Source organism: Streptomyces griseoluteus (assembly GCF_004784465.1).
GTDB lineage: Bacteria > Actinomycetota > Actinomycetes > Streptomycetales > Streptomycetaceae > Streptomyces > Streptomyces griseoluteus.
In genome coordinates this window covers 212,089-238,858 of sequence record NZ_SRRU01000001.1, presented here as the reverse complement: position 1 = coordinate 238,858, position 26,770 = coordinate 212,089, and the positions used below count along the sequence as shown (strand labels likewise).

General features: G+C 72.4%; 23 protein-coding genes. 9 read left to right on the top strand and 14 right to left on the bottom strand.

Annotation, left to right across the window (positions count from 1 at the left end; genetic code table 11):
• Window positions 1-67: 67 nt before the first annotated feature.
• Window positions 68-928, bottom strand: coding sequence for a serine/threonine-protein kinase (locus E5082_RS01250; RefSeq protein WP_135789436.1), 861 nt, complete (start codon window positions 926-928; stop codon window positions 68-70).
• Window positions 929-1,322: 394 nt separating this feature from the next.
• On the opposite strand from E5082_RS01250, the gene E5082_RS01245 reads away from it, so the two are divergent.
• The 3 genes from E5082_RS01245 to E5082_RS01235 all read left to right on the top strand — a co-directional run bounded on the left by E5082_RS01245 (window position 1,323) and on the right by E5082_RS01235 (window position 2,733).
• Complete coding sequence (locus E5082_RS01245) at window positions 1,323-1,553, top strand: hypothetical protein (protein ID WP_135789435.1); 231 nt, start codon at window positions 1,323-1,325, stop codon at window positions 1,551-1,553.
• Between the two features lie 104 nt (window positions 1,554-1,657).
• Window positions 1,658-2,020, top strand: a complete 363-nt coding sequence (locus tag E5082_RS01240; protein ID WP_135789434.1) for a DUF2267 domain-containing protein — start codon at window positions 1,658-1,660, stop codon at window positions 2,018-2,020.
• A gap of 122 nt (window positions 2,021-2,142) precedes the next feature.
• Complete coding sequence (locus tag E5082_RS01235; protein ID WP_135789433.1) at window positions 2,143-2,733, top strand: DsbA family protein; 591 nt, start codon at window positions 2,143-2,145, stop codon at window positions 2,731-2,733.
• 57 nt (window positions 2,734-2,790) lie between these two features.
• On the opposite strand, the gene E5082_RS01230 is transcribed toward E5082_RS01235, so the two are convergent.
• The 4 genes from E5082_RS01230 to E5082_RS01215 all read right to left on the bottom strand — a co-directional run bounded on the left by E5082_RS01230 (window position 2,791) and on the right by E5082_RS01215 (window position 10,710).
• Window positions 2,791-4,359 carry a serine/threonine-protein kinase gene (locus tag E5082_RS01230; RefSeq protein ID WP_135789432.1) on the bottom strand — a complete coding sequence of 523 codons (1,569 nt, stop codon included), beginning with the start codon at window positions 4,357-4,359 and terminating at the stop codon, window positions 2,791-2,793.
• A 74-nt stretch (window positions 4,360-4,433) separates the two neighbouring features.
• The gene (locus tag E5082_RS01225) at window positions 4,434-5,981 is read right to left on the bottom strand and encodes a serine/threonine-protein kinase (protein WP_135789431.1); all 1,548 of its coding nucleotides are present in this window, start codon (window positions 5,979-5,981) and stop codon (window positions 4,434-4,436) included.
• 168 nt (window positions 5,982-6,149) lie between these two features.
• Window positions 6,150-8,591 carry a protein kinase gene (locus E5082_RS01220; protein ID WP_135789430.1) on the bottom strand — a complete coding sequence of 814 codons (2,442 nt, stop codon included), beginning with the start codon at window positions 8,589-8,591 and terminating at the stop codon, window positions 6,150-6,152.
• Window positions 8,592-8,751: 160 nt separating this feature from the next.
• The gene (locus tag E5082_RS01215) at window positions 8,752-10,710 is read right to left on the bottom strand and encodes a serine/threonine-protein kinase (protein WP_190045406.1); all 1,959 of its coding nucleotides are present in this window, start codon (window positions 10,708-10,710) and stop codon (window positions 8,752-8,754) included.
• 338 nt (window positions 10,711-11,048) lie between these two features.
• Here E5082_RS01215 and E5082_RS01210 point away from each other — a divergent pair, with 338 nt between their 5' ends.
• On the top strand, window positions 11,049-11,300 hold the full coding sequence (locus E5082_RS01210) for a hypothetical protein (protein ID WP_135789429.1): 252 nt from the start codon (window positions 11,049-11,051) through the stop codon (window positions 11,298-11,300).
• 64 nt (window positions 11,301-11,364) lie between these two features.
• Here the strand turns inward: E5082_RS01210 and E5082_RS01205 are convergent, their stop codons facing one another.
• Window positions 11,365-13,071: a glycerol-3-phosphate dehydrogenase/oxidase gene (locus E5082_RS01205; protein ID WP_135789428.1), complete on the bottom strand. Its 1,707-nt coding sequence runs from the start codon at window positions 13,069-13,071 to the stop codon at window positions 11,365-11,367.
• Between the two features lie 294 nt (window positions 13,072-13,365).
• On the opposite strand from E5082_RS01205, the gene E5082_RS01200 reads away from it, so the two are divergent.
• A complete protein-coding gene (locus E5082_RS01200) occupies window positions 13,366-14,568 on the top strand; it encodes a nucleotide sugar dehydrogenase (protein WP_135789427.1) in 1,203 nt (400 codons plus the stop codon).
• A 54-nt stretch (window positions 14,569-14,622) separates the two neighbouring features.
• Here E5082_RS01200 and E5082_RS01195 read toward each other — a convergent pair whose 3' ends face one another.
• The 4 genes from E5082_RS01195 to E5082_RS01180 all read right to left on the bottom strand — a co-directional run bounded on the left by E5082_RS01195 (window position 14,623) and on the right by E5082_RS01180 (window position 19,430).
• Complete coding sequence (locus tag E5082_RS01195) at window positions 14,623-15,747, bottom strand: GuaB3 family IMP dehydrogenase-related protein (protein ID WP_030811813.1); 1,125 nt, start codon at window positions 15,745-15,747, stop codon at window positions 14,623-14,625.
• A 136-nt stretch (window positions 15,748-15,883) separates the two neighbouring features.
• Window positions 15,884-17,392, bottom strand: coding sequence for an IMP dehydrogenase (gene guaB, locus E5082_RS01190; protein ID WP_135789426.1), 1,509 nt, complete (start codon window positions 17,390-17,392; stop codon window positions 15,884-15,886).
• A gap of 132 nt (window positions 17,393-17,524) precedes the next feature.
• Window positions 17,525-18,112: a sigma-70 family RNA polymerase sigma factor gene (locus E5082_RS01185; protein ID WP_030811807.1), complete on the bottom strand. Its 588-nt coding sequence runs from the start codon at window positions 18,110-18,112 to the stop codon at window positions 17,525-17,527.
• A 706-nt stretch (window positions 18,113-18,818) separates the two neighbouring features.
• Window positions 18,819-19,430 (bottom strand): response regulator transcription factor, encoded by a 612-nt coding sequence (locus E5082_RS01180; RefSeq protein ID WP_003948568.1) that lies wholly within the window; start codon window positions 19,428-19,430, stop codon window positions 18,819-18,821.
• A gap of 381 nt (window positions 19,431-19,811) precedes the next feature.
• On the opposite strand from E5082_RS01180, the gene E5082_RS01175 reads away from it, so the two are divergent.
• On the top strand, window positions 19,812-20,135 hold the full coding sequence (locus E5082_RS01175; RefSeq protein ID WP_135789425.1) for a WhiB family transcriptional regulator: 324 nt from the start codon (window positions 19,812-19,814) through the stop codon (window positions 20,133-20,135).
• Between the two features lie 275 nt (window positions 20,136-20,410).
• Here E5082_RS01175 and E5082_RS01170 read toward each other — a convergent pair whose 3' ends face one another.
• Together E5082_RS01170 and E5082_RS01165 are read right to left on the bottom strand one after the other, a co-directional pair.
• On the bottom strand, window positions 20,411-20,617 hold the full coding sequence (locus E5082_RS01170; protein WP_135789424.1) for a hypothetical protein: 207 nt from the start codon (window positions 20,615-20,617) through the stop codon (window positions 20,411-20,413).
• 405 nt (window positions 20,618-21,022) lie between these two features.
• Complete coding sequence (locus E5082_RS01165) at window positions 21,023-21,922, bottom strand: LysR family transcriptional regulator (protein WP_135789423.1); 900 nt, start codon at window positions 21,920-21,922, stop codon at window positions 21,023-21,025.
• Window positions 21,923-22,002: 80 nt separating this feature from the next.
• Here E5082_RS01165 and E5082_RS01160 point away from each other — a divergent pair, with 80 nt between their 5' ends.
• The 3 genes from E5082_RS01160 to E5082_RS01150 all read left to right on the top strand — a co-directional run bounded on the left by E5082_RS01160 (window position 22,003) and on the right by E5082_RS01150 (window position 24,354).
• A complete protein-coding gene (locus E5082_RS01160; protein ID WP_135789422.1) occupies window positions 22,003-22,671 on the top strand; it encodes an MOSC domain-containing protein in 669 nt (222 codons plus the stop codon).
• Window positions 22,672-22,724: 53 nt separating this feature from the next.
• Window positions 22,725-23,498, top strand: coding sequence for an SDR family NAD(P)-dependent oxidoreductase (locus E5082_RS01155; RefSeq protein WP_135789421.1), 774 nt, complete (start codon window positions 22,725-22,727; stop codon window positions 23,496-23,498).
• A 205-nt stretch (window positions 23,499-23,703) separates the two neighbouring features.
• A complete protein-coding gene (locus E5082_RS01150; RefSeq protein ID WP_135789420.1) occupies window positions 23,704-24,354 on the top strand; it encodes a hypothetical protein in 651 nt (216 codons plus the stop codon).
• A 195-nt stretch (window positions 24,355-24,549) separates the two neighbouring features.
• Here the strand turns inward: E5082_RS01150 and groL are convergent, their stop codons facing one another.
• Together groL and groES are read right to left on the bottom strand one after the other, a co-directional pair.
• Window positions 24,550-26,178, bottom strand: a complete 1,629-nt coding sequence (gene groL, locus E5082_RS01145; RefSeq protein ID WP_135789419.1) for a chaperonin GroEL — start codon at window positions 26,176-26,178, stop codon at window positions 24,550-24,552.
• Between the two features lie 117 nt (window positions 26,179-26,295).
• Window positions 26,296-26,604 carry a co-chaperone GroES gene (groES, locus tag E5082_RS01140; protein ID WP_135783711.1) on the bottom strand — a complete coding sequence of 103 codons (309 nt, stop codon included), beginning with the start codon at window positions 26,602-26,604 and terminating at the stop codon, window positions 26,296-26,298.
• Window positions 26,605-26,770 lie beyond the last annotated feature (166 nt).

Here is a 26,770-nt window from a genome sequence, read left to right as displayed (position 1 = left end):
CCGGCCGCACACATTCCGCCAGTGATCACTGGCGGTAAACGTGCTGATCAGCGCGTTGTCGGCCCGGTCACTCGGCTCCGGGTTTTTTCGACAGCAGCAGCCCGAGGGCCGCGAGCGGGGTGCGGCGCACGACCGGGGCGGGCGTCACTACAGTCCGCGCCGGCTCCGTGACGGGTTCGGGTTCCGGCTCCTCCACCTGCACACCGGCGCGTCTCTCCAGCTCCGCCGCCACCTCCGCCGCGTCCGGCCGGGCGTCGGGGTCCGGGGCGCGCAGGCGGTCGAGCAGCGGGGCGAGCGGGCCGGGGTCGCCGTCCGTCATGGCGGCGAGCAGCGCGCCGAGCGACCACAGGTCGGAGGCGGGCCCGCCCCCTCCGGACGCCCGCTCCGGCGCGACGAACCCCTCGGGGGCGTCCTCGGTGTGCCCGTCACCGATCCCGAAGTCGGTGACGACCACGCGCCCGGTGCCGGACTCGATCAGCACGTTGGCGGGCTTGATGTCCCGGTGCACGATGCCGACGGCGTGCGCGGCGCGCAGCGCGCCCAGCACGGCGAGCCCGATCCGGGCCGCCTCGGCGGGCGGCAGCGGACCGCGCCGCACGGTCTGGCGCAGCGACTCGCCCTCGACCCACTCCATGACGATCCAGGGCAGCCCGTCCTCGCCGGCCACGTCCCGTACCCGTACGGCGGACGGATGGCGAACCCGGGCGGCGGCGCCGGCCTCGCGCCGCAGCCGGTGCGCGGTCCGCCCGGCCTTCTCGCCCGCCGCACCGCCCGGCAGCCGGGGCTCCTTGACGGCGACGAGGTCCCCGTCCCGCTCGTCACGGGCGCGCCAGACGGTGCCGGTCGGCCCGGCCCCCACCCGTTCGAGGAGCCGGTAGCGCCCGCCGAGCAGGCGTCCGTCGGGCGGGGGTGCGCCGTCGTCACTCATGCCCCATCAGTACCGCGCCCACCCGGCGCTTGTCGACGCGGGCGCACGCCTTCAACTCGGCCGGTTTCAGGGCTTGTCGAAGCGCCGTCCGGCTTCGTCTCCGCGCCGCGTTCCCGGCCCGCACGTCACCAGGCGGCACACCCGGAACTCGAAGCGTCCGGTACGGCGGGCCGGGTGCCGCATGACGCCATTGCGCTCGCCCTCCTTGATCTCCCCGACCTGCTCACAGGGAAGTCGACATCCTGCAGGGCGTCCCGCACGCCCATACGCTGGTGGAAGACACGCCTTCGTATTGATTCGCGCCAGCCGTGGCGTTCCCGGCAAAACCTGTTGATGGCGACGTCGAAGCATTCCGGGAATTCCGTGCCCGGCCGCCGAATCCAGGGGAGATCACATGCCCGGCGATATCGAACGTGCCGCCCTGCGCGCCGCGGCTCAGGCCGCCGAACAGGTCCTGGCGAACGTCGCCGAACAGGCCGGACAGGCCGGACAGGCCGAGCGGCAGTATCCGCAGGACCCGTCCGCCCAGCGCGTCGCCGAGGTCGGGATGCTCACCGGTGCGTTGAGGGCCCTGCTGGAGGCGGTGCGCCCCTTTACCGAGGAAGGCGCAGAGGACGGGCGGTGACCGGCGCTTTCGGCATCGGCCGCCGGGTTCGCACCGGCATTTCGATCACCGTTTGGGGCAGTGCATGCGCGGTACCCGTGATGGGTTGCCGGATTGGAGGCGCCATGGACAGCGACGAGTTCATCCGTCTCGTCAGCGAGCGGGCCCACGTGCCCGAGGAGCAGGCCAGGGAGCTGACCCTGGCCACGATGCTGACGCTGGGCGAGCGGATCACCGGCGGCGAGGCCAGGCACTTGGCCGGCGTCCTGCCCGCCGAGATCGCCCCGCCCCTGGTCCCACCGGAGGATGTCGCCCAGAAATTCGGCGTTGCCGAGTTCGTCCGGCGGGTGAGTGAGCGGGCGGGCGTCGATGAGTCCGTGGCGCGCAGCGGCGTCGCGGCGGTTTTCAGGACTCTGAGAGAGGCCGTGCCCGGCACGGAGTTCGAGGATGTGATGTCGCAACTGCCGAACGAATTCCAGAACCTCTAGCGCCGGACATCCCGGCGCCCGTAATGCGGCTGTGCGCACAGCCCGGCGCACGTGGTCGGTCCGCCGTGCCTGTCGCGCGGTATGACGCGAATTCCATCGACTTCACGGCAAAGGGACTCGGCATGAGTACTCAGACGCCCCACATCAGCTCGCCCTCCCGCGTTCCGGCCAATGCCTCGCCGAGCGGGGACGGCATCGTCGTCGGAGCCGGCCCGGTACAGGTGGATGCCTTCATCGACTTTCTGTGCCCGTTCTGCAAGCAGTTCGAAGGGAGGTGCGGGCCACTCCTCGACGAGCTGGTGGCCGACGAGGCGATCAGTCTCGTCTACCACCCCATGGGTTTTCTCGACGGCTTGTCCACGACCCGGTATTCCTCCCGTGCCTCGGCGGCCTCGGGCTGCGCCTCCGACGGTGGCCACTTCATGGAGTACCTGTACGCGTTGTTCGCCAACCAGCCCCCCGAGGGCGGGCCGGGCCTGTCCGATGACGAACTGGTCGAGCTCGGCCGCGGGGTGGGACTGGCGGACAGCTCGTTCGGCGCGTGCGTCCGGGAGGGCGTCTACCTGGACTGGAGCTCCTACGTGACGGCGACGGCCGTCCAGCGGGGCGTGGGCGGAACGCCGACCGTGGCGGTCCAGGGCGTCGCGGTGCCGGCCAGCCCCCAGACCATCCTTGCCGCGGTCCGTGCCGCCCTCGCCGGTGGCGGAGGATGAGGCGCCGGTCAGCCGTGGACCGGCCCCATGACGATCCGGCGGGCGCTCGCCGGCCCTTCAGGGGGCGGTGACGGTGAAGGTGTCCACGGCCACGTCGAAGTGCTCGCGGGCCTCGCGCACCTTGCCGACCGGGGCCGAGACCCAGACGTCGTACATCCGGCCGCCCTCCTCCCAGCACAGGTCGTAGGTGTGCCGGGCGCCCTCGGCGGGGGTGTAGCCGTTCCAGGTGAACTCCCAGAGGGCGGCGGGGTGTTTCTCGTGGCTGGTCTCGGTGACACGACCGTCGCGGTAGCCGGGATTGTTCTCCGCGCCCTCCGCCGCGAGGCGTTCCAGGACGGCGGCGGGGCCGCCCGGTTCCGGCGGGGAGATCTTGATGCCGAGGCGGAAGGTGCCCCCGGCGGAGAGGTAGAAGACGCGCTCGCCCTGCCGTTCGCGGGTGAAGCCGTCCGGCACGGCCAGGGCGAAGCCCGCGGGGTCGCGGACGGTGCGGTAGCCGGAGGGTGCCCGGGTGCCGGTGGGGCCCGGTGTGCGGGAGGCGGAGGGGGCGCCGGGCGCGTCGTCACCGCCGCCCCGGTTCTCGTGCAGCATCAGCACCGCCGCCGACACCGCGGCTCCGGCCACGGCGGCCACCAGCAGGGCGGCGATCAGCCTCGCCCGCCTCGGGGACGCCGGCCGGGCGGGGCTCCGCGGTGGTTCTGCCGCGGCCGGCGGCGCGTCGGACCTGGTGCCGCGTACCGCGCCCAGCAGCCGGAGCGTACGCGCGGCCGCGGGAACGCCGGAGGCGGGGGGCATACGGCCGGTCTCCAGGTATGTACGCAGCATCCGCTCGGCGTCGGCCGCGCCGAGCCGCAGCTCGGGGTCGCGCTCCAGCAGGCCCCGGATCACGGGGAGCAGCGGGCCGGCCTCGGCCGGCGGCCGGATCTCGTCGGTGACGACGGCGTGCAGGATGCCGCCGAGCGAGTCGCGCCGGAAGGGCGACTCGCCGCTGAGCGCGGCGCACAGCAGCGCGCCCAGCGACCACAGGTCGGACGCGGGTCCGCCGCGCAGCCCCGACATCCGCTCCGGGGCGGTGTATTCGGGCGAGCCGACGAAGGAACCGGTCTCGGTGAGCGTCGTCGCACCCGCCACCCGCGCGATGCCGAAGTCGGTGAGCACCACCCGGTCGGTAACCGACTCCAGCAGCACGTTGGCGGGCTTGATGTCCCGGTGCAGCACCCCGGCCGCGTGTGCGGTGGCCAGCGCGCTGAGCAGGTCGGCTCCGATCCGGGCGGCCTCGGCGGCGTCCAACGGGCCGTCGGCGGCGATGCGCTCGGCGAGCGAGCAGCCGTCGATCAGCTCCATGACGAGATAGGGGCGTTCGTCCTGCTCGACCACGTCGTGCACCACGATGATGTGCGGGTGCCGCAACTGCGCGACCGCCCGCGCCTCCCGGAAGGAGTGCTCCCGCCGCCTGCGCGCGTCATCCTCGGACAGCGACTCGTCCAGGGTGAGTTCCTTGACGGCCACCTGACGGCCCAGCACCAGATCGTCGGCCCGCCAGACGACACCCATCCCGCCGCGTCCGATGCGCGCCTCAAGGCGGTAACGGCCCGCGACCACACGGAGGTCGTGCCCCTCGGTCCCCATACCGCCCATCATGCCGCACCGGACCCACCCCTTCCGGGGCGCTGACCGGCCAAGGTACGAAGGTGACGGCCGATTCAGCCCTCCTGGAAGCTCCGGAGAATCCAGGTGAACTGCTTCTTGGTGGTGGGCCAGTCGTCGGCCGGGGAGGACGAGTAGAGGGCGTACTCCGTGTTGTCGGCGTTCATGTAACCGACGTCGATGGCGTGGTACGGGCCCGGGAAGTAGTGCGGGCCGTCCTTGGCCAGGGCGTTCCAGGTGTACTCCCAGCGGGCGCCCGGCTCGTCGCGGAAGACCTCCTCCTTCAGGACCACCCGCTTGTACTCCAGCAGCCGGGCCGAGACCCGCTGGTCCAGGTCGGTCAGGTGCTCGTAGGAGGTGCGGAAGTCCGGGTCGGTGTCGACGGCCACCCGGACGAGGTGCTTGCCCTTGTCGGGCGAGTAGTCGACCTGCCGGATGCCGTCCTTGTCGATGGAGACGGACCGCTTCCAGCCCTTGGGCAGGGAGAGGCTGAAGCCGACCGGGTCGTCGTACCGCTCCCAGTCGTCGGGGACGGTGTTGGAGCTGTTCGTGGCCGACGCGGACGCGTTCTCGCCGGGGTCGTCCGTGCCCGCCGCATGGTGGCCGCCGCCCCACTGCAGGTAGCCGACGGTCAGGCTCGCGCCGAAGACCAGGACGGCCGCGGCGGCCAGCGCGAGCATGCGGGCGCGGTGGCCGCGGCGGGCCGGGGTCACGGGGGTGACGGCCGTGTCGCGGGGCGCGGGCGGGGTGCTCCGCGGGGGCGGGGTGAACACCGGCACGGTCTGCGTCGGGCGGCCCGCCGCCGCGTCGTCCAGCATGCGCTCGGCCGTGGTCAGGTCCGGGCGGCGGGCGGGGTCCTTGTGCAGCAGGGCGGCGATGACCGGGGCGAGGGGGCCGGCGTGGCGGGGCTCCTCGGCGTCCTCCTCCACCACCGCCTGCATGGTGCCCAGGGCCGAGGTGCGGCGGAACGGCGAACGTCCCTCGACGGCGGTGTACAGCGTCGCGCCGAGCGCCCACAGGTCGGAGGCGGGACCGGGGTCGTGCCCGCGTATCCGTTCCGGCGCGAGGTAGTCGACCGAGCCGACGACCTCACCCGTACGGGTGATGGTGCTGTCGCCCTCTATCTGCGCGATGCCGAAGTCGGTGAGCAGCACCCGGCTGTCCCGGCCCAGCAGGACGTTGCCGGGCTTCACATCCCGGTGCAGCACCCCCGCCGTGTGCGCCGCGCGCAGCGCCCGCAGCACCCACAGCCCGATCCGCGCGGCCTCGCGGGGCTCGATCCGCCCGCGCTCCTTGACCGCGTCGGCCAGCGACTCCCCCTCGACCAGCTCCATCACGATCCACGGGCGGCCGTCGTGCTCCAGCACGTCGTGCACGGTGACGACGGCGGAGTGGTTGATGCGCGCGGCCGCGCGGGCCTCGGCACGGGTACGGGCCAGCAGCACGTGCTGGTCGCTCTCGGAGACGTACAGCGCCGCGGTCAGCTCCTTGACGGCGACCTTCCGGTGCAGCACCTCGTCATGGGCGCGCCACACCCGTCCCATGCCGCCGCTGCCGATGGAATCGGTGAGCCGGTAGCGGCCCGCCACGAGCTGGCCCTGCATCTGATTCACGTTGCCCCGCAATGCTCTTGTCAGGGTCAGACTATGGACCGCCCCCCGCCCAGGGAACCGGCGGGGGGCCACGGAATCGGCACTGTGACTGTTGTCGCTTCCGCACAGTCCGTGCAACCGAACGCCCGCTTCCGCAAAGGGCCCTGTCGGAGCGTCGCCTCAGCCGGTGTAGCGGTAGGTGGCCGTCGCCTGGTCGTACAGCCGGGTGACCTCGTCCCGCTCCGCCTCCGGGCCGCGCACCTGCACGATGTGGTACCGCCCGTTCAGCAGCATCGCCATGTTGCGCACGAACAGGTCACGCCCCTGGGCGTCGGTCCAGGTGAACTGCCCCTCGGCCATGGTCCGTCCGCCCACCTCGATGGTGCGCAACCCGGACGCGGTGGCCCAGCTGGAGTCCCGGTACGGCTGCAACTCCCGTTCCTTGTCCCGTTGGTACACCATCGGGTCGCTGCCGTAGGTGGCGGTGCTGTCCCGGCCGGGCACCACGACCAGCTCGAAGTTGCCGTGCGAGTACACCACTTGGCCACTGCCGTTGCGCGGCGCGTGCGACCAGCCCTTGGCGACGGCGACCTTGAAGCCGGCCGGGTCGGTGCGCAGGGTGAAGCCGTCCGCCGCCGCTCCTCCGCCGGTCTGGGTCTCGGTGGCGGGCGAGGAAGCGGTCGGCCCGCCGTCCGGGGTGCTCGCCGCATCCGGCGGCTGCCGCTCGCGGGAGGGCGCGGGGCTCGCCTGCCCGGCCGCTCCGGCACGGTCGCCGTCCTCGCCCTGCTTGGGCATGAACATCACCGCGTACGCCACGGCTCCGGCCAGCAGCAGGAGGACGAGCAGCAGCAGGGTGCGGCCGAGGTTGCGCGGGGAGCCCTGCGCCTCCTGCCGGGCCCGCTTGTGCCGGGCGTGCGGATGCGGAACCGGCGCCTTGTTGCGGCGCCGCCACCGGGCCAGCTCACCGCGCCGGCGCACTATCGGCAGCCGGGTCGGGTCGGCGGGCGGGACCGGCACCACATGGGCACCGGCGTCCGGCTCGGGCGCGGACCGCACCAGCGAGCGCAGCCAGCCGCTCAGCTCCTCGAAGTCCAGCCGCTCGGTGGGGTCCTGACGCAGCAGCGACTCCACGACCGGGCGCAGCGGCCCGCACTCCTCCGCGTAGGCGGGCGGCTCCGCGCACACCAGCTGCACCAGCTCGGCGGTGGACTCCTCCGGGTAGGGCGCGTGGCCCTGGACGGCGCGGAAGAGCAGCGCGCCGAGCGCCCACAGGTCGGTCGCGGGGCCGACGGGCGCGGCCAGTTGCCAGTTCTCGTGCACCGGGCCGGCCTGCTCCGGCGCCCACCGCTCGGTCACCGGGCCGACCACGGTCATCCGCATGTGCCGCGACCGCTCGGCCGCGATGGCGGTACCGGGCCCGCGCCGCGCCCCGGCCGTCTCCGGCTGGTCCCAACCGGACACGCCGGACCCGCCGCCGTTCTGCGCGGGCAGCGCGGGCCGGGGCGGACCGGGTACGCCCGGCTGGGCGGGGTTCAACGGGTAGGGCGCCGCCTCCGGCTGGGCCTGGCGGGGCGCGGCCCCGTGCCAGGGCCGCCCGGCGACCCCGTACGGATCGGCCACGTCACCGGGCGGGTTGCCGCCCTGCTCCGCGATCTCCCCCTCGGCGGGCGTCCGCGCGCCGGGCAGGGCGGTACGGCCGCCCCGCTGCGACTCCTGTACGCGGGCGGCGGCGCGGGCCCCGGCGCGGTACGCGGCGATGGCCCCGGCGCGGGCGGCCCGGATGTCGTCCCCGCTCTCCATGGGGCGCGGCAGGGCCGGTGCGGGGGCGCCGGAGTCGCCGTTGGCGGCGGGTGCGGGCAGCCCCCCGGCCGCGCGGGCCTGGATCGCGGCACGCCGTGCGGCCTCGGGGTCCGTGCCGGCGACGGCCGCCGCCGCGGCCGTACGCGGTACGACACTCCCGCCGGGCTGCCGCTGGTCGGGCAGCGGGGGGTCCTCCGGGCCATCCTGGGCCGGGACCGGGTCGTACCCGCAGAGCGCTTCCTCCGCCGCACCGACCGCGAGGCCGGTCAGCATGACCCGGCCGTCGTCGCAGACCAGGACCGTGCGGGCGGTGATGTTGCGGTGGGTCCAGCCGTGGGCGTGCAGCACGCGCAGCGCCATCACCACGTCGGCCGCCACCTCGGCCGCCCGGTACGGCGACAACGGCTGCTCGGCGAGCAGCGCGGACAGCGGGCGCGCCGACACCGCCTCGCTGACGATCCACAGCGAGCCGCCCTCGGCGAACACGTCGAAGACCTGGTCCAGCCGCGGATGGTCCGGTATCCGCGCCGCCGCCTGCGCGGCCTCCACGGCGCGCCGCACGGCGGGGTCCCTGGGCGTACGGGTGGCGTTGCGGCCCGCCGGGGCGCGACGGCCGCGCTCACGCGCCGTGAACCCCTCGGGCAGGCCCTCGGCGTCGATCACCTCGGCCTCGACGACCTCCGGCAACGGCACCTGACGGACCAGCACCTCCTGCCCGCTGTAGGTGTCGAAGGCGTATGTCTCGGTGAGTTCGTACTCGTCGGAGGGCGGCAGCGGCAGTCGGTAGCGGTCGGCGAGCACCCGCCCCGCGTAGTCCTCCATGTCTGCCACCCCCTGCCGTTCCGGTCGCCCGCGATCGTTCACCGCCCGTCACGCATCACACCCGGCTGCGTACGGTTCTCAACCATTCACGATACGTGCCGGAGGCAACCCGCACCGAGGGGATGACCGATTCCAGGCTCCCAACCCGAACTCGTTCAGGTCACGACTTGGGCTCGAAGGACGTCGTGAGCGTCTTCCAGGTGCCCTCGCGCAGCGCGCCGTCCCAGTCGGAGCTCTTCGCGGTGTACATCAGCGCGTGGCCGAGGTGGTCGTTGACCTTGAAACCCCGGTCGATGGAACGGTACTTGGTGCCGTCGTCCACATAGGTGAACTCCCAGTCCGCCGTGGTCCAGCCCCGGTAGTCCACCTTCGCTATCCGGATGCGGTCGTACTGGGAGCGCACCATGTAGCGCTCCTGGTTCTCCCAGTCCTTCACCGGGTCGCTCTTGGGCGTGCTGGTCCAGGCGACGAGCAGCTTCTGTCCGCCGGGGCCGGTGTAGCGGTCGCCCGCGGCGCCCGTCGACGCGTACTTCCAGCCCTTGGGCAGGCCGATCGAGTAGCCCTGGGAGCTCTTGCGGGTCGTCACGACGGGCGCGCTGCCCGAACCCTTCTTCCCGGATGAGCCGGAGGAGTCGTCGTCCGACCCGCCGCTGCCGTCCTTGCCCTTGCCGTCGGAGTCGTCGGCGGTGCTCCCGTCACCGGCCCCGCCGGAGCGGGAGCCGTCGGTCGCGGGCGCGGAGCCCGAACCGTCGGGACCGGTCGCGCCGGAGCCGTCCTTGTCCGGGTCCCGCTTGGTGGAGGAACTGGCGCTGGGCGCGCCCTGGGCGCCGGTGCCCTTGTCGTCGCCACCGCCGAGGGTGAGGGCGAGAACGGTGCCGACCACCAGCAGGGCCAGCGCGATCACCGCGACGACGATCAGTGTGCGCCGTGGCACCACATCGGTGAGCGACGCCTTGGGCGCCGGCCTCGGCGGGAGATCCATGTCGGGCCGGGGCATCACGGGCCAGCTCGAACTTGGCTTGTTCGCGCTGGAGTTCGGCGTGTCGGACGCCCCGCGTCCACCGGCCCCGGTCGTCGCGCCGGACTCGCTCTTCGACCGGGCGGCGGTCGCGGCCGACGCGGCACCGGCGGCCTTGCGCACCGAGCGCAGCGCGCCGCGCACCTTGTCCCCGGACTCCTCCCGCCTGGTCTCGGGGGAGTCGGGCTGCGCCGGGATCGGCACGACCCGCGTGGCGTCCAGCGGCTCGGCGTCACCGGCGTTGATGACCTTGTTGAGCATGGCCCGCGCGCCGGCGTCGTCGAGCCGGCGTTCGGGCTCCTTGGTGAGCAGGCCCTTGATGACGTCACCCAGCGGGCCCGCGTTCTTGGGCTCCTCCGGGCTCTCGGTCATCACGGCGGTCAGGGTGGCGATGGCCGACCCCTTGTCGTACGGCGGCACGCCCTCGACGGCCGCGTACAGCAGGCCGCCCAGCGACCACAGGTCGGCGGCGGGACCGGGCTTGTGGCCGCGGGCCCGCTCCGGGGAGATGTAGGAGGGGGCACCGACGAGCATGCCGGTGGAGGTGATGGACGGGTCGCCCTCGACCTGGGCGATGCCGAAGTCGGTGAGCACGACCCGGCCGTCCTCGGCGATCAGCACGTTGGACGGCTTCACGTCGCGGTGCAGGATGCCCTCGCGGTGCGCGGACCGCAGCACGTCCAGCACGGCGAGCCCGACTTCGGCGGCCCGACGGGGCGTCAGCACGCCGTCCTCGCGGATGACCTCGGCCAGGGACTTGCCCTCGACCAGCTCCATGACGATCCACGGCCGGTCGTCCTCGTCGACCACGTCGAAGACCGTCACCGCGCTGTTGTTGCGGATCCGGGCGATCGCCTTGGCCTCGCGCAGCGTGCGCGTGATCAGACGCCGCTTCTCCTCCTCGTCGATGTTCGACGGGAACCGCAGCTCCTTGACCGCCACCGTCCGGCCGAGGGTCTCGTCCTCGGCACGCCAGACCGTGCCCATGCCGCCCCGGCCCAGCACGTCCCCCAGCCGGTACCGCCCGGCGAGAAGACGACGCTCGTTCTTGCCCTGACGAGTCTCCTGACGGGATGACCCCGCCCGCTCCGCCTCCGACATGCGTCCCCTCATGCAACCCGCCCTGACAGAGCCTTCATTGTCCCTCACCCGGCAACCGGCCGACGCCCAGGGGGCCCCTCCGGGCGCACCTCGTCCGCCGTGTCGGCGAGCCTTCCGAACCAGATGTTCCAGTTGCCGGGATGATGTCCCCGGCGTGGAAGGAGCCAGGGATGCCGACCCTTCGGACAGTCCTGTCCATACCGGTTCTCGTGGCTCTGCTGCTCACCTCCCACGGCTCCTGAGGCGTCCTGCGGCGCCCAGTTCCCTTGACTCTGCGCTTGTGTTGCTGGTCAGCGAGGGTGCAGCCCCCGCCGCGGCCCTGCCGGCGCAGGACCTTCGTGGCGATCGTCGTGCTGCAACTCGCCGCGGACCACCGGCTGTCCGACACCGTCGAACAGAACCTTCCCGGACTCCTGCCCCGACTCCGCGCCGGGACACGGCACTCCGGAGAGGAATCCGGCCCCACCCCGCGCACCCTGCCCACCCGCACCAGCGGCATCACCGACTGCGCCGACTCAGCCGGCACGACGGTGGACCCCCGGCTCGAACGGGCTCTGGCCCCAGCCGAGTTGGGTCCCGCACCCCCTTGAACGAGCGGGCTGGGAACGGAGATCCCGCACCCGCCCACTCGTTCGAGTGAAGCTCCGGCCGGCCCTACAGCGGCACGATGTCCGGCGCGCCCAGCCGGGCCGCGTCCGCCGTGAGGTCGTCGGGCTGGCGCTGGGACTCGCGTTCGGCCTCGACCCGCTTCTCGTAGTGCTCGACCTCGCGGGCGATCTGGTCCGCGTCCCACCCGAGCACCGGTGCCATCAGCTCGGCGGCCTCGCGGGCGCTGCGGGTGCCCCGGTCGAAGGTCTCGATGGAGATGCGGGTGCGGCGGGTGAGGACGTCGTCCAGGTGCCGGGCGCCCTCGTGGGAGGCCGCGTAGACGATCTCGGCGCGCAGATAGTCGTCCGCGTGCCGCAGGGGTTCGCCGAGGGTGGGGTCGGCGGCTATCAGGTCGAGGAGCTGGTCGGCCATCGAGCCGTACCGGTTCAGCAGGTGCTCGACGCGGGCCACGTGCAGGCCGCTGCGCTCGGCCATGCGCACACGGGCGTTCCACATCGCCGGGTATCCCTCGGCGCCGAGCAGCGGGATCTCCTCGGTGACGGAGTCGGCCACCCTGCGGTCCAGGCCGTGCACCGCCGCGTCGACGGCGTCCTTGGCCATCACCCGGTACGTCGTGTACTTGCCGCCCGCGACGACCACCAGGCCCGGCACCGGGTGCGCCACGGTGTGCTCGCGGGACAGCTTGCTGGTGGCCTCGGACTCGCCGGCCAGCAGGGGCCGCAGGCCCGCGTAGACACCCTCGACGTCGTCACGGGTGAGCGGTACGGCCAGAACCGAGTTGACGTGCTCCAGCAGGTAGTCGATGTCGGCGCTGGACGCGGCCGGGTGGGCCTTGTCGAGGTCCCAGGCGGTGTCGGTGGTGCCGACGATCCAGTGCCGGCCCCAGGGGATGACGAAGAGGACGGACTTCTCGGTGCGCAGGATCAGGCCGGTGCTGGAGTGGATGCGGTCCCGGGGCACGACCAGGTGGATGCCCTTGGACGCCTTGACGTGGAACTGGCCGCGCTCCCCCACCAGGCCCTGGGTGTCGTCGGTCCACACCCCGGTGGCGTTGACCACCTGGCGGGCGCGGATCTCGTACTCCCCGCCGCCCTCCACGTCCTCCACCCGGACCCCGACGACCCGCTCGCCCTCGCGCAGGAACCCGGTGACACGCGCGCGGTTGGCGACCTTGGCGCCGTAGGACGCGGCGGTGCGGACCAGGGTGGCGACGAAGCGGGCGTCGTCCACCTCGGCGTCGTAGTACTGGAGGGCGCCGACCAGGGCGTCCTTGCGCAGGCAGGGGGCGACGCGCAGGGCGCGGCTGCGGCTGAGGTGACGGTGCGTGGGCAGGCCCCGGCCGTGGCCCCTTGCCATGGACATCACGTCGTACAGCGCGACGCCCGCGCCCGCGTACAGGCGCTCCCAGCCGCGGTGCTGGAGGGGGTAGAGGAACGGGACCGGTTTGACCAGGTGCGGGGCGAGGCGCTCCAGGAGGAGGCCGCGCTCCTTCAGTGCCTCGCGCACGAGGGGGAAGTCGAGCATCTCCAGATAGCGCAGGCCGCCGTGTATCAGCTTGCTGGACCGGCTGGAGGTGCCGGACGCCCAGTCCCGCGCCTCGACCAGGCCGGTGGACAGGCCACGGGTGGCCGCGTCCAGCGCGGTGCCCGCGCCCACGATGCCGCCGCCGACCACCAGCACATCCAGTTCGCGCTCGGCCATCTCCGCCAGTGCCTCGGCGCGCTGCGCCGGGTCTAGGGTCGCTGTCCTCACCGCTGCCTCCCGCTCTCGCAAGCCCCCTGATGGGCCGCGCCCGGTGCGGCGCCGCCCCTTCGTCCCCTCCTCATGCCCAGAACCTCATGCTCAAAAGTGTGGCGGGCTCGGCCGGGTTCGGCCACCACGAGCCCTCAGCCTGTGGACAACTCGCGCGTATCACCCCGAAGACACACGAACACAATCACACATAACGGTCATATTTGTACCTAGTCTGACTGTGCGCTCGCTCAGGCGGTCCACCGGGCTTGCGCGCCATTCCCACTTCGGCTATCGGGAAGGACGGCCCACGCCATGCCCGCAGATCTCGCCGTCATCGGACTCGGTCCCTACGGCCTGCCGCTGGCCCAGGCCGCCGTCGCCGCAGGCATCCCCACCATCGGGTACGCCACCGGCCCCGAGGCGGGGTCGCTCAGCCCCGCCGAACTCCGCCGGATGCGCTCCACCGGCTTCAGGCCCAGCAGCGACCCCGCCCAGCTCGGCCGGGTCCGCACCGCCGTCATCTGCGCGCCCACCCCACGCGGCGCCGACGGCGAACTCGACCTCGGCCAGGTCGAGGCGGCCGCCCGCACGCTGGCCGAGCGGCTGCGCCCGCACACCACGGTCATCCTGGAGTCCCCCGTCCTGCCCGGCACCACCGAGGACCTGCTGCGGCCGATCCTGGAGCGCGGCTCCGGACTGCGCGCCGGGCGCGACTTCCACCTCGCCTACTCCCCCAGCCGGACCGACCCGGGCAGCCGCGACCACGCCCCGGCCCCCAGGGTCATCGGCGGCCTCACCTCGGCCTGCACCGAGTCGGCCGCCGCGTTCTACGGCCGGCTCACCGACAAGGTGGTCCGGGCGCGAGGGCTGCGCGAGGCGGAGGCGGTACGGCTGCTGGAGACCAACTTCCGGCACGTCAACATCGCGCTCGTCAACGAGATGGCCGTCGTCTGCCACGAGCTGGGCGTCGACCTGTGGGACGTGATCCGCTGCGCGGAGACCAAGCCGTTCGGCTTCCAGGCGTTCCGGCCGGGGCCCGGCGTCGGCGGCCACGGCGTGCCGCAGGACCTCACCGGCCACGCCAGCCGGGGGCTGCGCATGGTGGAGCTGGCCCAGCAGGTCAACGAACGCATGCCGCACTACGTCGTCCAGCGGGCCGCCGCCCTCCTCAACGAGCACGGCAAGTCCGCCCGCGGCGCCCGCGTGCTCCTCCTCGGTGTCACCTACAAGGCCGATCTCGCCGACCAGCAGGGCGCCCCCGCCCACGAGATCGCCGTCCGCCTGATGGAACTGGGCGCCTCCGTCAGCTACCACGACCCCCACATCCCCGCCTGGCACGTCCTGGACCGCCCGGTCCCCCGCGCCGACTCCCTCTACGAAGCCGCGGCCGCCGCCGACCTCACCCTCCTCCTCCAGCCCCACCGCACCTACGACCTCCAGGGCCTCTCCGTAAAGGCCCAACTCCTCCTGGACACCCGGGGAGCCACCCCTACGGGCGCGGCGCACCGCCTGTGAGCGCACACGAAAGGGCCCGGTCGAGGTGACCGGGCCCTTTTGCGTAATGAGAGGTCAGCGGCGGTGCTGGCTGTCCGCGACCGTGACCTCGACGCGCTGGAATTCCTTCAGCTCGCTGTAGCCCGTGGTGGCCATGGCGCGGCGGAGGGCGCCGAAGAAGTTCATGGAGCCGTCGGGGGTGCGGGAAGGGCCGGTGAGGACCTCCTCCAGGGTGCCGACGGTGCCGAGGTCGACCTTCTGGCCGCGCGGCAGCTCCTCGTTGACCGCCTCCATGCCCCAGTGGTGACCCTTGCCGGGCGCGTCCGTGGCACGGGCCAGCGGGGAGCCCATCATCACCGCGTCGGCGCCGCAGGCGATCGCCTTGGGCAGGTCGCCGGACCAGCCGACCCCGCCGTCCGCGATCACGTGCACGTACCGGCCGCCGGACTCGTCCATGTAGTCGCGGCGGGCGGCGGCCACGTCGGCGACCGCGGTCGCCATCGGGACCTGGATGCCCAGCACGTTGCGCGTGGTGTGCGCGGCACCACCGCCGAAGCCGACCAGCACACCCGCCGCGCCGGTGCGCATCAGGTGCAGGGCGGCGGTGTACGTGGCGCAGCCGCCGACGATCACCGGCACGTCCAGCTCGTAGATGAACTGCTTCAGGTTCAGCGGCTCGTGCGAGGAGGACACGTGCTCCGCCGACACGGTGGTGCCGCGGATGACGAAGATGTCCACGCCCGCGTCGACGACCGCCTTGGAGAACTCGGCGGTGCGCTGCGGGGAGAGCGCGGCGGCCGTGACCACACCGGCGTCCCGCACCTCCTTGATGCGCTGCCCGATCAGCTCCTCCTTGACCGGAGCCGCGTAGATCTCCTGGAGGCGGCGGGTGGCCGCCTCGGCCGGCAGCTCCGCGATCTCGTCCAGCAGCGGCTGCGGGTCCTCGTGCCGGGTCCACAGACCCTCGAGGTTGAGGACGCCGAGGCCGCCCATCTCACCGATGCGGATCGCGGTGGCCGGGGAGACGACCGAGTCCATGGGAGCGGCCAGGAACGGCAGCTCGAAGCGGTAGGCGTCGATCTGCCAGGCGATCGAGACCTCCTTCGGGTCCCGCGTACGGCGGCTGGGGACGACAGCGATGTCGTCGAAGGCGTACGCCCGGCGGCCGCGCTTGCCGCGCCCGATCTCGATCTCAGTCACGTCATGCCTTTCCCTGATGCTTACAGCGTCTTCCAGTATCCCCGACCGGGCCGCCGATGGCCGTCCCGGCGAAGCGGAGGGCGGTCCCGGATGCTCCGGGACCGCCCTCGTCACGACCGGCACGCGTGCGCGTGCGTCACTTCTTGCCGCTGTAGTTCGGCGCCTCGACCGTCATCTGGATGTCGTGCGGGTGGCTCTCCTTGAGACCCGCCGAGGTGATCCGGACGAACCGGCCGTTGTCCTGCAGCTCCGGGACGGTACGGCCGCCGACGTAGAACATCGACTGGCGCAGACCGCCGACGAGCTGGTGCACCACGGAGGACAGCGGGCCGCGGTAGGGCACCTGACCCTCGATGCCCTCGGGGATCAGCGCCTCGTCGGAGGCGACGCCCTCCTGGAAGTACCGGTCCTTGGAGAACGACTTGCGGTCGCCGCGCGTCTGCATCGCGCCCAGCGAGCCCATGCCCCGGTACGACTTGAACTGCTTGCCGTTGATGAACAGCAGCTCGCCCGGCGACTCCTCGCAGCCCGCGAGCAGCGAGCCGAGCATCACCGTGTCGGCGCCCGCGACCAGGGCCTTCGCGATGTCGCCGGAGTACTGCAGGCCACCGTCGCCGATGACCGGGACCCCGGCCTCCTTGGCGGCGAGCGCGGCCTCGTAGATCGCGGTGACCTGCGGGACACCGACGCCCGCGACCACACGCGTGGTGCAGATCGAGCCGGGGCCGACGCCGACCTTGATGCCGTCCGCGCCCGCGTCCACCAGCGCCTGGGCGCCGTCGCGGGTGGCGATGTTGCCGCCGATGACGTCGACGCCGGAGGAGTTGGACTTGATCTTGGCGATCATGTCGCCGACCAGCCGGGAGTGACCGTGCGCGGTGTCGACGACGATGAAGTCGGCGCCCGCCTCGATCAGCGCCTGGGCGCGCTCGAAGGAGTCACCGGCCACGCCGACGGCCGCGCCGACCAGCAGCCGGCCCTCGGAGTCCTTGGCCGCGTTCGGGTACTGCTCGGCCTTGACGAAGTCCTTGACCGTGATCAGGCCCTTGAGCACACCGCGGTCGTCGACCAGCGGCAGCTTCTCGATCTTGTGCTTGCGCAGCAGCTCCATGGCCTCCGGGCCGGAGATGCCGACCTTGCCGGTGACCAGCGGCATCGGCGTCATGACCTCGTGGACACGCCGGGTACGGTCGGTCTCGAAGGCCATGTCGCGGTTGGTGACGATGCCGAGCAGCTTCTTGTCGTTGTCCGTCACCGGCACACCGCTGATCCGGAACCGGGCGCACAGCGCGTCGGCCTCGCCGAGCGTGGCCTCCGGGTGGATGGTGATCGGGTCGGTGACCATGCCCGACTCGGACCGCTTCACCAGGTCGACCTGGTTGGCCTGGTCCTCGATGGACAGGTTGCGGTGCAGCACGCCCACGCCGCCCTGACGGGCCATGGCGATCGCCATGCGGGACTCGGTCACCTTGTCCATGGCAGCGGACAGCAGCGGGATGTTGACCCGCACGTTCCGGGAGACGTACGAGGCGGTGTCGATGTCGTCGGGCGCCATGTCCGACGCGCCCGGCAGCAGCAGCACGTCGTCGTAGGTCAGCCCGAGTGTCTGGAATTTACCGGGCACTCCGTCGACGTTGGCAGTCATGACACCTTCCCCAAATGGCCTTGATCGGTGCGGATGTCCATGCTAACGGGAAGCGTCGTGAGCAAATTCCACGCTACGGGGGCGCTTCAGGCTTCGTATGTTCGTACGAATTTGGGTAGGTGGCCTCGTGGGCTACTGCTCGGCCAGGGCGCGCAGGCGGCTCAGCGCGCGATGCTGGGCCACGCGGACCGCTCCTGGTGACATTCCCAACATCTGCCCTGTCTCCTCCGCGGTCAAGCCCACGGCGATCCGGAGCAGCAGCAGTTCGCGCTGGTTCTCGGGGAGGTTGGCCAGCAGCTTCTTCGCCCAGGCGGCGTCGGAGCTGAGCAGGGCGCGCTCCTCGGGGCCCAGGGAGTCGTCGGGCCGCTCCGGCATCTCGTCCGAGGGGACGGCGGTGGAGCCGGGGTGGCGCATCGCGGCGCGCTGGAGGTCGGCCACCTTGTGGGAGGCGATGGCGAAGACGAACGCCTCGAAGGGGCGGCCGGTGTCGCGGTAGCGCGGCAGGGCGAGCAGCACCGCCACGCAGACCTCCTGCGCGAGGTCCTCCACGAAGTGGCGGGCGTCGCCGGGCAGCCGGGACAGGCGGGTGCGGCAGTAGCGCAGGGCGAGGGGGTGGACGTGTGCGAGCAGGTCGTGCGTGGCCTGCTCGTCCCCGTCGACGGCACGATGCACCAGGGGGCCGATCGGCCCGGGGGCCGTGCCCGCCTCGTCGTCGCGCATCGGTCCATGGTGCCTTGCGGCCGACCGGTCCGTGGCATCGCGTTCGTGGTTGTGCACCGAAGCGTTATGAGCAGGTGCGCCGGCACTCATCTCCTGCGCCCTCCCCTTCCGCTCGTTTTCCGCTCGCTCGACTCGTCCCCGAGAGACTCCACACCTCAAGGATGCGGCATCCCCACCGAAACAAGCAGCACGCGGTCCCTCGCGGGGCGCGAACGGGTTCGATTCCGCCACGCCCGCCGCCGGCGGGGTGGGGACGGGGGTGCCGGTGAGCAGCGGTGTCACCGGTGAAGCGGCTCAGCCCCGACGGGCTGGTACCGCCGTCGGCCGACGGCGGGTCCAGCGGGCCGCGCGGACCAAGAGCGCCACCGGCGCCCGGCCCCGCACGGCGACACCGACGCGAAGCGCCCGAGCCGGCCCGGCCGCCTCCGCGCGGTGCACCGCCGAAGACCGGGCTCGGCCCGGGCCCGGCGGCCATCCCGCCGCCGACCACGAGCGCGCCCCCGGCATCTGCGGATGCCGAATCCACCGCCGGCGCCCACGGCGAGCCGGACCGTCGAGGCCCCGCGGCACCGGCCGAGACCGGCACCACGCGGCGCCCGCCCGCGGCAAGCACCGTCGCCGGAGCCGGCCTCCCGCGCGCGCCCACCTCCTCCGACGCCCGCCGAGAACCCCGAGGCCAAGGCCGGGCGCAGCGGCCGCGCATGCGTTACCGGACCAGTCCCCAGCGGAAGCCGAGTGCCACCGCGTGGGCGCGGTCCGAGGCGCCGAGCTTCTTGAACAGGCGCCGGGCGTGGGTCTTGACGGTGTCCTCGGAGAGGAACAGCTCGCGGCCGATCTCCGCGTTGGAGCGGCCGTGACTCATGCCCTCGAGCACCTGGATCTCCCGCGCGGTGAGCGTGGGCGCCGCCCCCATCTCGGCCGAGCGCAGCCGGCGCGGGGCCAGCCGCCAGGTCGGGTCGGCGAGGGCCTGCGTCACCGTCGCGCGCAGCTCGGCGCGGGAGGCGTCCTTGTGCAGGTACCCCCGCGCACCCGCGGCGACCGCGAGGGCGACGCCGTCGAGGTCCTCGGCGACGGTCAGCATGATGATGCGCGCGCCCGGATCGGCGGACAGCAGACGGCGCACGGTCTCGACGCCGCCCAGTCCGGGCATGCGTACGTCCATGAGAATGAGGTCGGAGCGGTCGGCGCCCCAGCGGCGGAGGACTTCCTCGCCGTTGGCAGCCGTCGTCACGCGCTCGACGCCGGGCACGGTCGCAACCGCGCGGCGAAGCGCCTCTCGGGCAAGCGGGGAGTCGTCGCAGACGAGGACGGAAGTCATGACCGCCCTCCGGAGCTGATGCGCGTCACCTTGAGCCTCCAGGCTGGTACGGAATCGTCACCTGTGCGGTCGACCGTCTCGGACGCCTGCCCGAGCACTTGTGTTTTCAACCGCCTCCGCACTCTCAACGACGGTCACCCGAAAGAGTTACGGGTCGGCGTACTGACTTCGGCACTCTACGTGAGGGGTCGGACACGGGTCCGTCACGCGCGACGGACCCGCAGGTTTTCCGCACAACATGTGCCCCATTTAGTCGCTTTTGGTCCCGTTTGCCAGTGTCTGAGGCTAGATTCGCAATGAGTCATATTTTCATCTCCTTAGACCGGGGATGTACGGTCGAAGGCACGGTATCCGCTCAGAACGGCTACAAGGGGTCACGTAATGGCAGATTTCTCCCGCCTTCCCGGACCGAACGCGGACCTGTGGGACTGGCAGTTGCTGGCAGCCTGCCGAGGGGTGGACAGCTCGCTCTTCTTCCACCCGGAGGGCGAGCGCGGTGCGGCGCGGAGTGCACGTGAGAACTCGGCCAAGGAGGTCTGCATGCGGTGCCCGGTCCGAGCACAGTGCGCGGCCCACGCGCTGGCGGTGCGTGAGCCGTACGGCGTGTGGGGCGGGCTGACCGAGGACGAGCGCGAAGAGCTGATGGGCCGGGCGCGCAACCGCCTGGTGTCCACCACCAGCGGGAGCCCCGGCTCCGACGCCTGAAGGAACGTTTCTGCATCCGTCAGGGCACGCAGCCGCGTGCCCCTCAGCCGTGCCTGGCTTTACCCGGCCTCACCCGCGCCGTGACCACACCGCCGCCGCTCGCCCCCCGCAGCCAGGCGCCGCGGGGCGCTGCCGCGCGCGGCCGGGACCGGCTCAGCAGCCGGGCCGGCGCTTCGGGCCCGCTCCGTCCGGGTCGGCCCGAAAGGCCCACGGTGGGCCGGGGTTTACGAACTCCGTCGCGGGCGAGCGTGGTGAGGTGCCCGGGGTCCGCGCGGTCAGGTGATCGCCGGTGTGATGCCGCTGGGCAGCGCGCAGGCCTCGCCGGCGTAGGCGCGGGAAACGATCTGTCCGCCGGCGGCCACGCAGTCGTCTCTGGAGATGCTCGGAGACGAGGCGGCCCCGGCGCTGACAGCGCCGACGGCGCTCACACCGGCAAAGGCTGCCGTGGCCAGGACGAGGGCCAGGATTCTGCGTACACGCATGCCTTCCTCCTCCTCTCAGGCGCCCTCGCCCGGCCTTCGGGAAGGACGAATCCCGAAACGACGGCGCCCTCTTGTCCCAGCATGGGCGCTCCCGATGAGGCCCGCGAGGCGAGGCCGGACAACGCGAACCCGGCCTGGTCGACGAGACAGGCCCCTAGGGCCTGTCCGGCGGATCATGGCGCGGACGCGGGGTCTGGCACGCCCTCCCCCAAGCTCTGCGAGCAGGGGGGACCCCCAGCGGCGTTGTCGCCACTCCCCGACTCCCCCACGCTCGGCCGCGCTCGCGCGGGGGCACCCCCACCGCGTCCACTCCCTCCTCCGCCTTGCACCTGGACGCCCCAGACCCCGCTCACCTGGGACGATCGGCACCGCTGCCTCCCCGCACCCTGATCCGCCGGACAGGCCCTAAGGCCGCGAGGCCGCTTGGCCGAGCTGTTCCAGCGTCGCGGCCACGGCCGGGACCTGGGCCAGGTCGGGCAGGGTGAGGGCGACGATCTCCCGTCGTACCGCGGGCTCCAGCCGGACCACGCGCACTCCCCTGGGCCGTACCGACTCCACCGCGAGCTGGGGCAGCACGGCCACGCCCAGGCCGGCGCCGACCAGGCCGGCCACGGCCGGGTAGTCGTCGGTGGCGAAGTCGATGCGAGGGCTGAACCCGGCGCCCTCGCAGACCTGCACGAGCTGGCCCCGGCAGCGCGGGCAGCCAGCGATCCAGGGCTCCTCGGCCAGCTCTCCGATGGCGACGGACTCCGCGCCCGCGAGCCGGTGCCGCTCCGGGACCAGGGCGACCAGACGGTCCGTCAGCAGCCGTCGTATCACCAGGTCGTCCCACTCCTCGGTGGCCGGAGCGCCCTGGTAGCGGAAGGCGAGGGCCACGTCGCAGTCGCCCTCGCGCAGCAGCTCGACCGACCTCGGCGGCTCGGCCTCCTCCAGAAAGACGCGGGTGCCGGGGTGGGCCGCGCGCAGGGCGGCGAGCGCGGTGGGGACCAGGGTGGAGGTGCCGCTGGGGAAGGAGACCAGCCGGACCCGGCCCGCGCGCAGACCCGCGATCGCGGCGACCTCCTCCTCGGCGGCGGTGAGCCCGGCGAGGATGCCGGAGGCGTGCCTGACCAGGGCTTCTCCGGCCTGGGTCAGCCGCATCTCCCGGCCGCCCCGGACCAGCAGCGGGGTGCCGACGGAGGCTTCCAGCGCCTTCATCTGCTGGCTGACGGCCGGCTGGGTGCAGCCCAGTTCGCGCCCCGCCGCCGAGAAGGAACCACTGGCGGCGACGGCGCGCAGGACGCGGAGATGGCGGGCCTCGATCACCCTTCGAGCATAAGCGGTGCTTGGGATCGGGTCCTGATATCGCGTCGACGCTTTGGGCGTTGGTCACGTACCGTGCGCGCATGAAGCTTCTCTCCGTCAACCTGGGGCGACCCCGCGCCGTGCCGTACACCGATCAGGCCGAGGGGGTGACGGGCATCGACAAGCGGCCCGTCGAGGGTCCGGTGCGGGTGGCGGCGCCGGGGCCGAAGGGGGTCGGCGGCAGCGGGCTGGCCGGGGACGCGGTGTGCGAGCTGCGCCATCACGGCGGGGACGACCAGGCGGTGTACGCCTTCGCGCGCGAGGACCTGGACGACTGGGAGCGCGAGCTGGGCCGGTCCCTGTCCAACGGATTCTTCGGGGAGAACCTGACCACCGAGGGGCTCGATGTCTCCGGGGCGCTGATCGGGGAGCGCTGGCGGATCGGGTCCGGGGTGGTGCTGGAGGTGACGTCGGGGCGGATTCCGTGCCGTACGTTCCAGGGCCATATGGCCGAGCCGGGCTGGGTGAGGAGGTTCACCCGGAAGGCCGTCACGGGGGCCTACCTGCGGGTGATCGAGCCGGGTGAGATACGGGCGGGGGACGCGGTGGAGATCGTGCACCGGCCGGACCACGGGGTGACGGCGGCGACGCAGTTCCGCGCGGTGACCACCGAGCGGGAGCTGCTGCCCTCGCTGCTCGCGGCGGGCGACGCCCTGCACGGCGAGGTCCTCGCCCAGGTCCGCAAGTATCTGGCGGACCAGGCACGCTGAGCGGCCGTCACCACAGGCCGGGGGCCGTCGGCGCGGGTCACTAGTCTTGGGCCATGACAACGGCTCTGATTACGGGATCGACCGCGGGCATCGGCGCCGCGTTCGCACGGCGGCTGGCGGCGGACGGGCACGACCTGGTGCTGGTGGCGCGCGACACGGCGCGGCTGCGCGAGCAGGCGACCGAGTTGCACGACCGGCACGGCATCGAGGCGGAGGTGCTGACCGCCGACCTCGCCGAGGACAAGGGCATCGAGACGGTGGCCGAGCGGCTCGGTGACCGGCGGCACCCGATCGACCTGCTGGTCAACAACGCCGGGTTCGGCAACAAGGGCCGCTATCTCGACGTCTCCATGGCCGACGAGCTGCGCATGCTCAAGGTCCACTGCGAGGCGGTGCTCCGGCTGACCTCGGCGGCCGCGGAGGCGATGCGGGAGCGCGGGCGCGGCGGGGTGGTGAACGTCGCCTCGGTGGCGGCCTTCGTCCCGCGCGGTACGTACGGCGCCTCGAAGGCGTGGGTCGTGCAGTTCACCCAGGGCGCGGCGAAGGACCTCGCGGGCAGCGGGGTCCGGCTGATGGCCCTCTGCCCCGGCTTCGTCCGCACCGAGTTCCACGAGCGGGCCGGCATGGGCACGGACAACATCCCCGGCTGGATGTGGCTCGACGCCGACAAACTGGTGGCCGAGGCGCTCAACGACCTCGCCCGCAACAAGACCGTCTCCATCCCCGACCCCCGCTACAAGGCCCTCATGGGCCTCGCCAAGATCGCCCCCCGCAACCTGCTCGGCGGAATCAGCGCGCGCACGGGGCGCAAGTACGGGCCGCAGTGAACGACGGGGCGCACGTTCCCGTCGGAGACGGGACGGCCGGTGACGGACCGACGGGTGAACTGCCCGGTGACGCCGGCGTGCGGGTGTGGAGCAGGTCCGCGCGGCCGTCGACATGAGGTGTCCGCCATCGCGGTTGCCACGGCCGGGCCACGTCCCAGCCGCACGCTTCCCCCTTGCTGATGCCATCGGGAGGAGAGACGGGGACATGCGCGCACCCGCACGGGCCAGGCCGGCCGGACTCGTCGCCGCGGCCGCGTGCCTCGGCCTGATCACTGCTTGCGGCAGCAGCAGCGCGCGGCCGGGGCCCTCCGTGTCGCACGCCACCGTCGGACCCGCCTACACGGCGGCGTACGAAGCGGGATGGCGCGAGGGGAAACGGATCTTCGAAGACGACGGCAAGGGGGGCGCGGTCCGTGCGGTGGTGTGGGGAGGCTGCGTGCGCCGGTCCTTGACCGCCCGGCCGCGTGATGTCGTGGACAAGGACCGCGGGGCCTGGGTGCTGGGCTGCAAGCAGGGAGCCGGCAGCGGAGCGGACCGGCATCCGCCGACCGGGCCCGTGACACGCCGCGCAGCGGATCCGGACCTGCTGCGGCGTTTCCGCTCCTGGGCCGCGGCCCACGGGGAACAGCAGTCGGCACGGCACGCCGGCCGAGTGGTCCTCGTCCACCTCGGCACACGTGACTACGACGTCGAGCTCGCCTGCACCTGCACCGCCAGGAGCGCGAAGGCCGACGTGCGGGGACTGGCGGACGCCTTCGCCACGTGGTGGGACGGCGACGACGGTGACGGGACGGCCTGGAGTCTCGTCGTCACCGACCCCACCGGACAGCGCCTGTTCACCCGCGCCCTGAGCTGACCGGGACGTGCCGGCGCGGATCAGCTCGAGAAGACCGCTCCCGCCTCACCCGGTTCGCGCGGTTTCCGCTCGTCCGGGTGCCCGGCGCCGTCGGCCGCCGTCGAGAGCCTCGGCGCAGGCAGGACCAAGGGTCCGACAACGCCGAGGCCCGGCGTTCCCGTGGGAGCGCCGGGCCTCGGGTGAGGTGACGTCGGGTCAGTGCGAGTGACCGTGGCCGTGGCCGTGACCGGCGGCGGTCTCTTCCTCTTCCTTCTTCTCGACGACCAGGGTCTCGGTCGTGAGGAGGAGGGAGGCGATGGAGGCGGCGTTCTCCAGGGCGGAGCGGGTGACCTTGACCGGGTCGATGACGCCGGCCTTGACCAGGTCGCCGTACTCGCCGGTGGCCGCGTTGTAGCCCTGGCCCTTCTCCATGTCCTTGACCTTGGAGACGATGACGTAGCCCTCCTGGCCGGCGTTCTCGCCGATCCAGCGCAGCGGCTCGACGACCGCGTTGCGGACGACGCTCACGCCGGTGGCCTCGTCACCGGTCTTGCCGAGACCGTCCTGGAGGACCTTCGCGGAGTGGACCAGCGCGGAGCCACCACCGGAGACGATGCCCTCCTCGACCGCGGCGCGGGTCGCGGAGATGGCGTCCTCCAGACGGTGCTTCTTCTCCTTCAGCTCCACCTCGGTGGCGGCGCCGACCTTGATCACGCACACGCCGCCGGCCAGCTTGGCGAGGCGCTCCTGGAGCTTCTCGCGGTCCCAGTCGGAGTCGGTGTTCTCGATCTCGGCCTTGATCTGCGCGATGCGGCCCTGCACGTCGGCGGAGTTGCCGCCGCCGTCGACGATCGTGGTGTCGTCCTTGGTGACGGTCACGCGGCGGGCGGTACCGAGCACGTCCAGGTCGGCCTGGTCGAGCTTGAGGCCGACCTCCTCGGAGATGACGGTGGCGCCGGTGAGGACGGCCATGTCCTGCAGCATCGCCTTGCGGCGGTCACCGAAGCCGGGGGCCTTCACGGCGACGGCGTTGAAGGTGCCGCGGATCTTGTTGACCACCAGGGTCGACAGGGCCTCGCCCTCGACGTCCTCGGCGATGATCAGCAGCGGCTTCGAGGCGTTGGTCTGGATGATCTTCTCGAGCAGCGGGAGCAGCTCGGTGATCGAGGAGATCTTGCCCTGGTTGATCAGGATGTACGGGTCGTCGAGGACGGCCTCCATACGCTCCTGGTCGGTGACGAAGTAGGGGGACAGGTAGCCCTTGTCGAAGGCCATGCCCTCGGTGAAGTCCAGCTCCAGACCGAAGGTGTTGGACTCCTCGACGGTGATGACACCGTCCTTGCCGACCTTGTCCATGGCCTCGGCGATCAGCTCACCGACCTGCTGGTCCTGGGCGGACAGCGCGGCGACGGCGGCGATGTCGGACTTCTCGTCGATCGGGCGCGCGGAGGCGAGCAGGTCGTCGGAGACGGCCTTGACGGCGGCGTCGATGCCCTTCTTCAGGGCGGCGGGGGACGCGCCGGCGGCGACGTTCTTCAGGCCCTCGCGGACCAGGGCCTGGGCGAGCACGGTGGCGGTGGTGGTGCCGTCACCCGCGATGTCGTTGGTCTTGGTCGCCACCTCCTTCACGAGCTGGGCGCCGAGGTTCTCGAACGGGTCCTCGATCTCGACCTCACGGGCGATGGTGACACCGTCGTTGGTGATGGTCGGCGCGCCGAACTTCTTGTCGATGACGACGTTGCGGCCGCGGGGGCCGATCGTCACCTTCACCGTGTCGGCCAGCTTGTTGACGCCGCGCTCAAGGGCGCGACGGGCGTCCTCGTCGAACTTCAGTGTCTTCGCCATGACAGCGGGAGCCCTCTCGGAAAATCTGGGTGGATGTGCCTGCGCCCCCGGCCGCCCGGCTTCTTGACGGTCGCGGGAACCAGGGGCGCAGTGGTGAAGCAGAAGCTTCGGGGTGAACTACTTCTCGATGACCGCGAGAACGTCGCGGGCCGAGAGGACGAGGTACTCGTCGCCGTTGTACTTCACCTCGGTGCCGCCGTACTTGCTGTACAGCACGATGTCACCGACCTTGACGTCGAGCGGCAGGCGCTCGCCGTTCTCGAAGCGGCCCGGACCGACGGCGAGGACGGCGCCCTCCTGGGGCTTCTCCTTCGCGGTGTCCGGAATGACCAGGCCAGAGGCCGTGGTCTGCTCGGCGTCCAGCGGCTGGACCACGATGCGGTCCTCGAGCGGCTTGATGGCAACCTTGGAGCTGGCGGTCGTCACGATCCGACCTCCCCCTTCTGAGAATTCACGGGGTTGACTGTCTGAGGTGGCGACCAGGTCGATCCGTCGTCGCGGGTGCCGGACCTGCCCGTCGCTTTGTTGGCACTCTCGTGTGCCGAGTGCCAGTGCCGAGACTATGACCGCGGTTAGCACTCGGTCAAGCGGA